Origin of the sequence: Falsirhodobacter deserti, assembly GCF_004015795.1 — a bacterium.
Classification (GTDB): Bacteria; Pseudomonadota; Alphaproteobacteria; order Rhodobacterales; family Rhodobacteraceae; genus Falsirhodobacter; species Falsirhodobacter deserti.
Genome location: NZ_ML137219.1, coordinates 146,865 through 158,311 on the forward strand (window position 1 = coordinate 146,865; position 11,447 = coordinate 158,311).

The 11,447-nt window shown below is 64.0% G+C and carries 10 protein-coding genes; 5 read left to right on the plus strand and 5 right to left on the minus strand.

What is annotated here, in order from left to right:
• The first annotated feature begins 68 nt into the window (after positions 1 to 68).
• On the plus strand, positions 69 to 1,352 hold the full coding sequence (locus JX25_RS12265; protein ID WP_241557952.1) for an LLM class flavin-dependent oxidoreductase: 1,284 nt from the start codon (positions 69 to 71) through the stop codon (positions 1,350 to 1,352).
• A gap of 171 nt (positions 1,353 to 1,523) precedes the next feature.
• Here JX25_RS12265 and JX25_RS12270 read toward each other — a convergent pair whose 3' ends face one another.
• The 4 genes from JX25_RS12270 to JX25_RS12285 are packed head-to-tail and all read right to left on the minus strand — an operon-like array spanning position 1,524 to position 5,529.
• Positions 1,524 to 2,369: an SDR family NAD(P)-dependent oxidoreductase gene (locus JX25_RS12270; protein WP_128255391.1), complete on the minus strand. Its 846-nt coding sequence runs from the start codon at positions 2,367 to 2,369 to the stop codon at positions 1,524 to 1,526.
• A gap of 14 nt (positions 2,370 to 2,383) precedes the next feature.
• On the minus strand, positions 2,384 to 3,427 hold the full coding sequence (locus tag JX25_RS12275; RefSeq protein ID WP_128255392.1) for an SDR family oxidoreductase: 1,044 nt from the start codon (positions 3,425 to 3,427) through the stop codon (positions 2,384 to 2,386).
• 2 nt (positions 3,428 to 3,429) lie between these two features.
• On the minus strand, positions 3,430 to 4,437 hold the full coding sequence (locus JX25_RS12280) for a zinc-dependent alcohol dehydrogenase family protein (protein ID WP_128255393.1): 1,008 nt from the start codon (positions 4,435 to 4,437) through the stop codon (positions 3,430 to 3,432).
• A 36-nt stretch (positions 4,438 to 4,473) separates the two neighbouring features.
• Positions 4,474 to 5,529, minus strand: a complete 1,056-nt coding sequence (locus JX25_RS12285) for an NAD(P)-dependent alcohol dehydrogenase (RefSeq protein ID WP_128255394.1) — start codon at positions 5,527 to 5,529, stop codon at positions 4,474 to 4,476.
• A gap of 328 nt (positions 5,530 to 5,857) precedes the next feature.
• Here JX25_RS12285 and JX25_RS12290 point away from each other — a divergent pair, with 328 nt between their 5' ends.
• The 4 genes from JX25_RS12290 (at position 5,858) to JX25_RS12305 (ending at position 10,240) form a co-directional block, all read left to right on the plus strand.
• The gene (locus JX25_RS12290) at positions 5,858 to 6,844 is read left to right on the plus strand and encodes an aldo/keto reductase (RefSeq protein WP_128255395.1); all 987 of its coding nucleotides are present in this window, start codon (positions 5,858 to 5,860) and stop codon (positions 6,842 to 6,844) included.
• A 23-nt stretch (positions 6,845 to 6,867) separates the two neighbouring features.
• Positions 6,868 to 7,602 carry an SDR family oxidoreductase gene (locus JX25_RS12295; protein WP_128255396.1) on the plus strand — a complete coding sequence of 245 codons (735 nt, stop codon included), beginning with the start codon at positions 6,868 to 6,870 and terminating at the stop codon, positions 7,600 to 7,602.
• A gap of 52 nt (positions 7,603 to 7,654) precedes the next feature.
• Positions 7,655 to 8,497 carry an oxidoreductase gene (locus tag JX25_RS12300; RefSeq protein ID WP_128255397.1) on the plus strand — a complete coding sequence of 281 codons (843 nt, stop codon included), beginning with the start codon at positions 7,655 to 7,657 and terminating at the stop codon, positions 8,495 to 8,497.
• 756 nt (positions 8,498 to 9,253) lie between these two features.
• The gene (locus JX25_RS12305; protein WP_128255398.1) at positions 9,254 to 10,240 is read left to right on the plus strand and encodes an aldo/keto reductase; all 987 of its coding nucleotides are present in this window, start codon (positions 9,254 to 9,256) and stop codon (positions 10,238 to 10,240) included.
• A 72-nt stretch (positions 10,241 to 10,312) separates the two neighbouring features.
• Here JX25_RS12305 and JX25_RS12310 read toward each other — a convergent pair whose 3' ends face one another.
• Positions 10,313 to 11,326 carry a zinc-binding alcohol dehydrogenase family protein gene (locus tag JX25_RS12310; protein WP_128255399.1) on the minus strand — a complete coding sequence of 338 codons (1,014 nt, stop codon included), beginning with the start codon at positions 11,324 to 11,326 and terminating at the stop codon, positions 10,313 to 10,315.
• Between the last annotated feature and the right edge of the window lie 121 nt (positions 11,327 to 11,447).

The following is an 11,447-nucleotide window of genomic DNA, read 5'->3' on the forward strand; positions in this document are numbered from 1 at the left end:
TAGAGGAGGGCAACAAGCGGAGAAGCCAGCATATGTCCAAGCCAAGGCAGATACATCTCGGGGCGTTCATGCGGCCCGTTTCCATCCATACGGGCGGCTGGCGGCATCCCGAGGCGTTAGCCGACGCCAACTTCAACCTCCCGGCGCTGGTCGACTATATCAAGAAACTCGAAGCGGCGAAGTTCGATGCCTTCTTCATGGCCGATCATCTCGCCGTGCTGAACAAGCCGATGGAGGCGCTGAAGCGCAGCCATACGGTGACGTCATTCGAGCCATTCACCCTGCTGTCCGCGCTTGCGATGGTCACAAGCAGGATCGGGCTCGTCGCAACCGCCTCCACCACCTTTGACGAACCTTATCACATCGCGAGGCGGTTCGCCTCGCTCGACCACATCAGCGGCGGGCGTGCAGGATGGAACATCGTGACCACAGCCAATCCCGACGCGGCTCTGAACTTCGGCTACGACACCGAGCTTGACCATGACGACCGTTATGTCCGTGCACAGGAATTCTTCGAGGTTGTAACGGGCCTCTGGGACAGCTTCGCCGACGACGCCTTTATCCGGGACCGCGAAAGCGGCGTGTTCTTCGATCCGGACCGGATGCATGTGTTAAATCACAAGGGGCCAAGCCTGTCGGTTCGGGGGCCGCTGAACATCGCCCGCCCGGTGCAGGGGCATCCGGTGATCGTGCAGGCCGGCGCATCCGAGGCCGGTCGCAATCTTGCGGCCAAAACCGCCGAAGTGGTGTTCAGTACCGCCCAGACCATCGAGAGCGGCCGCGCTTACCGTGATGATCTGCACCGCCGGATGGCAGCGTTCGGACGCGATCCTGACGGCCTGCGTGTCCTGCCTGGCGCACTGGTCTTTGTCGGTAACGACATCGAAGAGGCAAAGGCGAAGCGCGCCCATCTCGACAGTCTTGTCCACTACGACAGTGGCATCTCCTCGCTTTCTGCTATGCTGGGCTTCGACGTCTCGGGCTACGATCCAGACGGCCCCTTGCCCGAGATCCCCGAAACGAACGCCGGCAAGACTTCACGGCAAACCGTGCTCGACATGGCGGCAGAAGGTCTCACCATTCGCGAACTCGCGGCGCGCGCGGGAAGCTACTGGGGATTGGCTTTCGAGGGCACCCCTGAGAGCATTGCCGACGACATGGAGGCTTGGATCGACGGAGGCGCATGCGACGGGTTCAACATCATGTTCCCGTGGTTGCCGGGGGGACTGGACGAGTTCGTGACGCGGGTGATCCCCGAGTTGCAACGGCGTGGCCGCTTCCGGAGTGATTACGAGGGCACAACACTTCGGGAACATCTGGGGCTTCAAAGGCCGAAAAACCGATTCTTCTGACAGAAGCAGACGCCCTGAGCGGGACCATGTCGCTTTGGCGGGCAGAGTCGTCTGTGAGCTGGTCAGGACGACCTCCGCATCAACTGCATCGCGAGGTTTCAGCCCACCACCTCGTGGCGGCCCTTGAGCAGGTTTATTGCCACCGCCTGCCCAGGTCGAGGAAGTCGGCTTTCAGCCGCGCCTTTCTTCCATATGAGCCTTGAACGCCTCGGCGTAATCAGGATGCCAGCGCGACAGGGCAGGGCGGTTCTCAATGATGTCGGCGGCGCTCCAGGCGATGCGCCGCTCGTCGATGTCGCGAGTGACGTCGTTGTCTGGACAGAGGATGTAGAAGTCGCCGCGCGCCATTCCGGCAAGCATGAAGTCGGTAACTTGGTCCGCCGTCCACGCGGCAGCCGGCTTTTCTGCGGCACCGCGACGCTTTGTGAAGCCGGTATAGGTGAAGCCGGGAATCAGCAGATGCGCGCTCACCCGGCCACGGGTGGGGAGCAGATCGTGCGCCAGGGATTCGGTGAACGCCTTCAGACCTGCTTTGCTGACGTTGTAGGCTGTGTCTCCGGGCGGAAGCGTGATTCCCTGTTTGGAGCCCGTGTTGACAATCGCGCACGGCCAATCTGCCGCGATCATGCCGGGCAGGAACTGCTGCACCCCATAGATCGCGCCCATGAGGTTCGTGGCCATCGTCTGCTTCCATACATCCGGGCCCGCGAGGATGCCGCCGCCACCCTCTCGTCCCGCATTGTTCATCAGCAGCGCCACCGGCCCGACTGCATCCGCCGCCTGCTTGAGCGCGGCGAGCTGCACAGGATCGCTCACATCCGTCGGCACCGCATGCACCTCTGCCCCTTGTCGGAGCAGATCCTCCACCGCGCGGTTCAGGTGGTCTCTGTCGATGTCAGCCAAGACAAGACGCATGCCGACCGCGCCCAATTTCTTGGCCACCGCAAGGCCAATGCCGCTTGCGGCTCCGGTGATGACCGCAACACGATCGGCGGTGATGGCGGGATGCTTGTCCATGGTCGTCCTCAACATCAGGGAAGAATTTTCTGCCGCTTCAGGCTATCGATCGCGTTCAGCAGCGAGGTGGTGGAGCTCATCCGCTCCGTGAAGCCGTATTCGTAAATCTTGTTCACGTCGGAGATGACGTCGGTCTCGGTGTGGAAGATGAAGTCCCCGAAGCCCCAGCCGACAAGGCGCGCGAGGTCGGATTGCCCGAGGCCATGCCGCTCTGCCAGCGTCTGCCACAGCGGTCCCTTGTCGGCCATGTGCCGGACAAGCGTCAGCGGCACGGGCGAGGCGGTTTCAAGCCCCAGGTGGCGGGCGACGTCAGTCCACATACGCTCCCACCGGAAGATGTCGCCATTGGTCACGTTGAACGCCTCGCCGCCGGCGCGCTCCGTGACCGCGGCCCACCGGCTGGCGCGCGCCAGCAGACGGGAGTCGGTGAACTGGACGAGCTGGCCGAACGCCTTGTCGCTGCCGGGAAAGCGCAGGGGGATGCCAAGGGCACGGCTGATTTCGGCAAAGGCGCCGACCACCAGCGCGATGTTCATCGGGTTGCCCCAGATGTCCCCCACCACGACATCCGGCCGCAGCGCCACATAATCCCAGCGACTGCGCGCCGCCCGTTCGCGAAGCGCCGCCTCCTGCGCCATGTAGAGGTTGGGCGGCATGTGCGGCGGATCACTTTCGCGTGCCGGGGTCGGGACCTTCGCCCCAAGGTGGATCCCGTAGATCTTGAAGCCCTGGTAGATAATCACCCGCTGAAGGGGCGCGCCCGCCGCCTCCAGCCCGTCCAGCAGGTTGCCCAGCATGGCGGCGTTGCGTGACGCCTCGGTGGCGAGATCGGGATCCGGCGCGAGAGCCGCATAGAAGAGGTGCGTTGTGTCTGCCGCGTCCCGCATTGCAGCCGCCGTGGCCTCCGCATCCGTAAGGTCGGCCTGAAGGGAAGGGTACGCGCTCAGCCGCCTGCGCGACAGGCCGCGGACCTTCCACCCGTTGCTGCCCAGTTCGTGCATCACCGCGTCGCCGATGATCCCTGCTGCGCCCGCGACCAGCGCCGTTCCCGTTGCCATGGTCACCACTCCACCCCGATCTTTCCGAAATGCCTGCCGCTCATCTCGAAGCGGAACGCATCCGCGAGCTGGTCTAGCGGAAAGCGGCGGTCCACGATCGGCCGGATCCCGCTTCCGTCGAGTGCGCGAACGAAATCCTGCTGCTCGCGCCGGCTGCCGACGATCAGGCCCTGAAGCCGCGCCTGCCTGGCCATGAGTGCGGCGGTCGGAACTTCGCCCACACCACCGGTCAGCACGCCGATCAGCGAGATATGTCCGCCCACGCGCACCGCCTCGATCGATTGGCCAAGCGTTCCGGGGCCACCAACCTCCACGACATGGTCTACGCCGCGCCCGCCCGTCCAATCGCGGACAATACGGCCCCAGTCCTGCTGCTCGCGATAGTTGACGAGGAAGTCGGCACCAAGGTCGCGCGCACGTTCCAGCTTTTCGCCCGAGGACGAGGTGATCGCCACCGTGGCACCCATCAGCTTTGCGATTTGAAGTGCCCAGATGGAGACCCCGCCGGTGCCGAGCAGCAGCACCGTGTCACCAGCCTTTAGCTTGCCGTCCCCAACAAGCGCGCGCCACGCCGTCAGGCCCGCCGTCGTGATTGCCGCTGCCTCAACGGCATCATATCCTGCGGGTGCGCGGGTGAAGGCGGTGGCGGGAAGCACCACATGCTCTTGTGCGAAGCCGTCCATGCCGTCGCCGGGCGTGCGGCTGAAGTCGCCAATCGTGGGTGCGCCATCCTGCCAGTCGGGAAAGAAGCACGAGACCACCCTGTCGCCGGACGCAAACTCGGTCACGCCCGCTCCCACGCTCTCGACCACTCCCGCGCCATCGGCAAGAGGGATGCGGCCGTCCTCAGTGGGCATTCGCCCGGTTACGACTCCCAGATCGTGAAAGTTCAGCGAGCTGCCATGCAACGCCACCCGGATCTCCCCGGGGCCAGGCTCTCCAGGATCAGGCCGGTCCTCCCGGACCAGCCGGTCCAAGCCGGCCGGAGATCGCAGTGCGATTACCTTCATTTGCTGCTCCTCATCTTTCAGGCGCGCAAACACCGGTCACGCCGAAAGCGTGCTGTTGTCGATCACGAAGCGGTACTTCACGTCGCTGCGTTGCATGCGGTCATAGGCTTCATCAATCTCCTGGATGCGGATCATCTCGATGTCGGCGACGATCCCGTGTTCGGCGCAGAAGTCCAGCATCTCTTGTGTCTCGGCAATGCCGCCGATCAGCGATCCCGCGACCGCGCGGCGGCGAAAGATGAGGTTGAAGACGCTGGGCGAGGGGTGGGGATGCTCGGGCACGCCGACCAGCGTGAGCGTGCCGTCGCGCTTCAGCAGATTCGTGAAAGTGTCGAGGTCATGGCTTGCCGCCACCGTGTCGAGGATGAAGTCGAAGGTGTCGGCGTGGCTCTCCACCTCTTCGGAATTGCGGGAGTTGATGACCTCGTCGGCCCCAAGCTTTTTTGCGTCCTCTCGCTTGCTCTCCGATGTGGTGAAGGCAACGACATGCGCGCCCATGGCATGGGCAATCTTGATTGCCATGTGACCCAGCCCGCCGATGCCGACCACGCCCACCTTCTTGCCCGGCCCGACGTTCCAATGGCGCAGCGGCGAGTAGGTGGTGATGCCGGCACAGAGGAGCGGGGCGACCGCAGCAAGCTGATCCTGCGGGTGGCGGATGTGGAGGACGAAGTTCTCGTCAGTGACGATCCGCTGTGAATAGCCACCCAGCGTGTGCCCGGGTGCATCCTCGGTGGCGCCGTTATAGGTGCCAATGAAGCCGGTTCCCGTGCAATATTGCTCTTCGCCGTCGCGGCAAGAGGCGCATTGCTGACAGCTTCCCACCATGCAGCCGACGCCCACCGTGTCTCCCACCTTGAAGCGGGTGACCTGGTCGCCGACCGCGCTGACTTGCCCGACGATCTCGTGGCCGGGCACGCAAGGAAACAAGGTACCACCCCACTCGGAGCGCACGGTATGCAGGTCCGAGTGGCAGACACCGCAATAGGCGATCTCGATCTGCACGTCGCTCGGCCCCGGCTCCCGCCGCGGGATCTGCATCGGCTCGAGGGGCTTGTCGGCAGCGTGGGCACCATAGGCGGGAACGGTCATGCGCGTTTCCTTGAATTGGAGGACGCGTCCGAACGCCCGAACCGCCAGAACGTTCCGGAAAACACGGCGGCGCGGGCATAGCTTGGCTGATCAACGACAATGGAACCGGATTATGCTGACCTTGGCTTAGTCCCACCGGACGGGGCTGGGCAGACCTCCAGTGGATTGCCGGGAGGACCTCCATCCGGTCCATCCTGGACATCCGAGCTTCCCAATCATGCCGTCACCCGGGAGGAGAAGAACCCCGGCCAACGGAACTTCTGGCGAATTCCGGGTGTTCCTAGCGTGCCCTCTCCGCATCCATGCGCCACATCAGGATCCCTGTCACATGCTTCAGAAACGCCCCCTCGGCAGCCAAGGGCTGCGTGTTTCCTCCCTTGGGCTTGGCTGCATGGGGATGAGTCAGTCCTACGGCACGTTCGATGATGCCGAGTCGATTTCCACCCTTCATCGCGCGCTCGAACTGGGCGTGACCTTCCTCGACACCGCCGAGGTATACGGCCCCTTCACGAACGAGGAACTGCTTGGCCGCGCCCTCAAGGGCCGCTGGAGCGAGGTCGTGATCGCGACCAAGTTCGGCATGGACATACGCGACGGGCAGATCTCGGGCGCCAACAGCCGGCCCGAGCATATCCGTGCCGTCGCCGAGGCCTGCCTGCGCCGCCTCGGCACCGATCATATCGATCTGCTCTACCAGCATCGGGTCGATCCGGCGGTGCCGATCGAGGAGGTTGCAGGTGCCGTGGGCGAGCTTGTCGCCGAGGGCAAGGTGCGCTTCTTCGGGCTCTCGGAAGCGGGGACGGACACCATCCGGCGCGCGCACGCCGTGCAGTGCGTCACGGCGCTGCAAAGCGAATATTCACTGTGGGAGCGCAATCTGGAGGCGGAGATCATCCCGCTGCTGCGGGAACTTGGCATTGGATTGGTGCCGTTCAGCCCTCTGGGTCGGGGCTTCCTGACCGGCACTGCCCGACGTGCGGAGGAGTATCCGGAAGGCGATTTCCGCCGGGGCGATCCCCGCTTCCAAGGCGAGAACTTCGACGCCAACATGTGGGCCGCGGATGCCGTGCGCGAAATCGCGGAGGCGAAGGGCGCCAAGCCTGGCCAGATCGCGCTGGCCTGGCTGCTCCATAAAGGTGACGACATCGTCCCGATCCCCGGCACGAAGCGCCGCACCTATCTGGAGGAGAATGTTGCCGCAACCGACATCCGGCTTGATGGCGATGACATGAAGCGGCTGGACGAGGCGCTCCGGCCGGAGGCCGTCTCCGGCCCCCGCTACAACGACCGCCAGATGGCGATGCTCAATCGCTGAGGCGAAGATTTGGAGTTGAAACAATGAAGATGCAGGATCTGACCGGCAAGGTCGCGGTCATCACAGGCGCGTCAAGCGGGATCGGCGAGGCAACGGCACGCTTGCTTGTAGAGGAAGGTGTCAGCGTCGTCCTTGCCGCCCGCCGCAAGGAGCGGATGGACGCGCTTGTTGATGAGCTGGGGGGCAAGGCGGTCGCGATTGCGGCGGATGTCGGCGATGGGCAGCAGGTCACGTCGCTGTTCGATGAAGTCCGCGAACGCTTCGGCGGGCTGGACCTGCTGTTCAACAACGCGGGCATGGGCATCAACGGGCCGTTCGCCGAGAGCGAACCAGAGGGGTGGAAAACGCAGATCGACGCCAACCTCTACGGTGTTCTCAACTGCACGCATGCCGCGATCCCGCTCCTGAAGGGGCGGGAAGCGGCGATGATCTCCTCGGTGTCGAGCGTCGGCGGCCGCTACGGGATTGCCGGATGGAGTGTCTACAACGCGACCAAGTTCGCGGTCGTTGGATTCCATGATGCGCTCCGCAAGGAGCTTGGACCGGAGGGCATTCGCGTGTCACTCATTGAACCCGGCTCCGTGTGGACTGAATGGGGCCACAATGTCCCGGAGGAGGTGATGCGCGAGCGGCGCGAGAGCCTGGATGCGCTTACCGCAGAGGATATCGCGCAGGCGCTGGTCTATTCCTTTGCGCAGCACCCGCGCGTGCTGGTGGAGGAGATCCTGATCCGCCCGGTCAAGCAGATCTCGCCCTGAGCATGCTCCGCTGCTGCCCGCGGGACCATTTTTCAAGTTACAGGAGACCATCATGTCGGATACAAAGCGCACATGGCTCATCACCGGATGCTCGACCGGCCTTGGACGCGCACTGGCCGAGGTCGTGATCGCGCGCGGCGAACGTATTTTCGCCACGGCCCGTAATCCCGAACAGCTTGCCGATCTCGTTGAAGGCCATGACAATGCGCACGCGCTGCAGCTCGACGTCACCTCGAACGAGGACATCAGAGCTGCAGTTGCGGCTGTCGAGGAGACGGGCGGCGTCGACGTGCTCGTGAACAACGCCGGATACGGCTACCTCACCGCCTTTGAAGAGGGGGATGAGGAAGGCTATCGCGCGCAGTTCGAAACGAACATGTTCGGCCTCATTGCGATGACCAAAGCCGTGCTGCCGGCGATGCGCAGACGCGGCTCCGGCCACATCGTCAACATCGCCTCGGTGGGTGGCCTCGTCGGCAACCCCGGCTCGGCTTATTATGCCGCCACGAAGTTCGGCGTCGTCGGTCTGTCCGACGCGCTGTCCAAGGAGGTGGGGCCGCTGGGCATCAAGCTCACCGTGGTGGAGCCCGGGCCCTTCCGGACGGACTGGGCCGGGCGCTCGCTCCAGTCCTCCGGCAAGCGGATCGACGCTTATTCGAAGACGGTTCACGAACGTCTGGATCAGGTGGCGCAGCAGAGTGGCCATCAGCCTGGCGATCCGGTGCGTGCGGCCGAAGCCATCATCACCGCCGTCGACAGCGAGCAGCCGCCTCTCAACCTTGTGCTTGGTGCGCCGGGTCTGAAGATGGCCCGCGAGAAGCTCGCGGCGCTCGCAACCGAATTTGACAAATGGGAAGCTGTGACGCTTGGCGCGGACTTCCCGGACGAGGCATGACGCGGGATTGGGCTGGAGATGGAAGCGCCGTCCTAGCCCATCAAACCGCCTCAGCCATAGCGGGCTCCGAATTCTCGCGCGAAAAAAGCTCGAGGATAAATCCTGCTGCCCGAGCAGACAGTCCGCCGAACCGCGTGTGACAAAAATCGCCGCCGCTGGGCGGGCCGGGACCGGCATGACGGAAGAGCGTTTTGCCGAATCTCCTTTGAAAGAGCAGGGGAGAACGGCCCCAACGCAGCCTCAGAACAGTAACAGCTGCATCGGCGGATAGCCCGGCCGGCACTTTGCCATCTTGGGCCTCTTGAACACGGATTCAGCCACTGCCCGTGTCGGCCATACACTGGCGTTCTCCTCGAAAGGTACCGCTGCGACAATTGCGTCCCCCAACTCTCCCTTTGGGAGGCGCACCAGTCAACACCGGGATTCGGCAACACTCGATGTAGACTGGTGCGGCAGTGTGCGGGGAGGACGCACCCCTTAATTACTTGCCGAAGGATAGAATGTTCCCGACTGTGGCGTTCCACCAGCGTGCCGTAACGCAGCGTGCCGAAGCTCTCCGGCACGGGAGCCGCGCGCCCGTTGATGGTGGATCCCGGCAGTCCCGCATTCATTAACATGAAGCGCGCGCTGGAGGTGGCCGCTCTGCTTGTAACCGAGCATATAATGCCTGTAACACTGATCCGGTCGCACAATCAGGCCATGTAACCGTATCCCTCCTCAGGGAATGGATGCGGCGCTGATCGGGAAGGATATACCATGAACTACAGAAAGTTCGGCCGCACAGGCCGGTCCGTGTCCGAGATCGGTTTTGGCGCTTGGGCCATCGGCGGGTCTTGGGGGGACGTTTCGGAGGCGGACGCCCGCGGCGCCCTCCATGCAGCCCTCGATGCCGGAACCAACTTCATCGACACGGCCGACGTTTATGGCGATGGCAGGTCCGAACGCATCATTGCCGAGGTGCTGAAGGAACGCGGTGGACCACGGCCCTTCGTAGCTACCAAGGCGGGCCGCCGCCTGTCGCCTCATGTCGCGGAAGGTTACACGAAGGACGCGCTGACAGGGTTCGTCGAACGCTCGCTCCGCAATCTTGCCACGGATTGCCTGGACCTTGTGCAGCTGCATTGTCCGCCCACAGAGGTGTTCTATCGCCCCGAAGTGTTCGACGCGCTGGACGACCTGGTCGCGGCCGGCAAGATCCGCAACTACGGCGTATCCGTCGAGAAGGTGGAGGAAGGGCTGAAGGCGATTGAATATCCCGGGGTCGCCTCCGTCCAGATCATCTACAACATCTTCCGGCAAAGACCGGCAGACCTGCTGTTCCGCGAAGCCAAGGCGAAGGACGTGGCGGTGATCGTGCGGGTTCCCTTGGCCTCCGGCCTGCTGACCGGCAAGATGAATGCCGCGACGGAGTTCGCGGCGGACGACCACCGCGCGTTCAACCGCAACGGCGAGGCGTTCGACAAGGGTGAGACCTTCGCGGGCGTGCCCTATGATCTGGCGCTGGAGGTTGTGGAGGAGATCCGCAGGCTGGTGCCCGCCGGCGTGCCACTTGCCCGGTTTGCGCTGCGCTGGATTCTCATGGAGGATGCTGTGAGCGTGGTTATCCCGGGGGCGAAGACGGCAACGCAGTCATCGGCCAACAGTTCGGCCAGTGATCTCGCCGGGCTGCCACCGGACGTGATGGCGGAACTGCGCAACATCTATCGGACACGCATTGCGCCCCATGTGCACCATCACTGGTGACGAGCGCCTCAAGCGGCATCCCGACGCCGACGATGCTGGGACTCCGGGCGGCCGCCGCGGCCGCCCGTAGCTTCAAAACCCTTCAAGCACGATCTTGCCGCGCGCTGTGCCCGCCTCGATCAGCGCATGGGCTTTCGCCAGATTGGCGGCGTTGATCGGCTGCAACGTCTCAGTCAAAGTTGTGCGGATCCTTCCATCATCAATCAACGTGGCGATTTCGTTCAGCAGCTTGCCCTGCTCGCCGATGTCGGGCGTGCCGAAGATGGCGCGGGTGAACATCAGTTCCCAATGGATGGACACCGTCTTGCGCTTGAAGCCCAGCACGTTCAGCGTCTCTGGATCGTCGATCAGGCCGAAGCGACCCTGCGGGGCGATCAGTGCCTCGATGCCCGGAACGTGGCGATCGCTGTTGGTGGTGGAGAAAACGAAGCCGGGGGCGCCGATCCCCAAAGCATCGATCTGTGCGGCCAGGTCGCCGTGGTGGTCGATGACGTGATGGGCACCGAGTTCGCGCACCCAGTCCTGCGTTTCAGGACGTGAGGCGGTGGCGATGACCGTCAGGTCGGTCAGCGCACGCACCAGCTGGATCGCGATGGAGCCAACGCCGCCCGCGCCGCCGATGATCAGAACCGCATTGGCCGCGCCGGGCACCGGGCGGCGGATGTCCAGCCGGTCGAACAGCATCTCCCAGGCGGTGATCGCGGTCAGCGGCAGGGCCGCGGCCTCGGCGTTGGACAATGTGCTGGGCTTGTGGCCAACGATGCGGGCATCGACCAGATGAAACTGGCTGTTGGAGCCCGGCCGCATGATGGAGCCCGCATAGAATACATCATCGCCCACGGCAAAGCCTTCGGCGTCGGGGCCGACTTCGGCCACGCGACCAACGGCGTCCCAGCCCAGCACCTTCCACTCCCCTTCGGGTGGGGTCGCGCTTTTCCGGACCTTGGTGTCGACGGGATTTACCGACACTGCTGCCACCTCGACCAGCAGGTCATGGCCCGCGGCGGTCGGGCGGGGCAGGTCGATGTCCTGCAAGGCGTCCGCGCGGTCGATGTCTCCGGGGGTTTTGTAACCGATGGCTTTCATGGGCACTCCATACTGCAGTTGTCCTGAAGCGAAGGTAGGACCACGTCCGAAAAGGCCAATCAAACAAAGCGGCGGAAGGCTGGATGTCACTCTGGTTCATGAGCTTTGGGGGGTGCGGCGA

Bases quoted from the DNA above. Each gene is read 5' to 3' on its own strand.
- JX25_RS12265 (WP_241557952.1), top strand. From the start codon at position 69: ATGCGGCCCGTTTCCATCCATACGGGCGGCTGGCGGCATCCCGAGGCG.
- JX25_RS12270 (WP_128255391.1), bottom strand. From the start codon at position 2,369: ATGGACAAGCATCCCGCCATCACCGCCGATCGTGTTGCGGTCATCACC.
- JX25_RS12275 (WP_128255392.1), bottom strand. From the start codon at position 3,427: ATGGCAACGGGAACGGCGCTGGTCGCGGGCGCAGCAGGGATCATCGGC.
- JX25_RS12280 (WP_128255393.1), bottom strand. From the start codon at position 4,437: ATGAAGGTAATCGCACTGCGATCTCCGGCCGGCTTGGACCGGCTGGTC.
- JX25_RS12285 (WP_128255394.1), bottom strand. From the start codon at position 5,529: ATGACCGTTCCCGCCTATGGTGCCCACGCTGCCGACAAGCCCCTCGAG.
- JX25_RS12290 (WP_128255395.1), top strand. From the start codon at position 5,858: ATGCTTCAGAAACGCCCCCTCGGCAGCCAAGGGCTGCGTGTTTCCTCC.
- JX25_RS12295 (WP_128255396.1), top strand. From the start codon at position 6,868: ATGAAGATGCAGGATCTGACCGGCAAGGTCGCGGTCATCACAGGCGCG.
- JX25_RS12300 (WP_128255397.1), top strand. From the start codon at position 7,655: ATGTCGGATACAAAGCGCACATGGCTCATCACCGGATGCTCGACCGGC.
- JX25_RS12305 (WP_128255398.1), top strand. From the start codon at position 9,254: ATGAACTACAGAAAGTTCGGCCGCACAGGCCGGTCCGTGTCCGAGATC.
- JX25_RS12310 (WP_128255399.1), bottom strand. From the start codon at position 11,326: ATGAAAGCCATCGGTTACAAAACCCCCGGAGACATCGACCGCGCGGAC.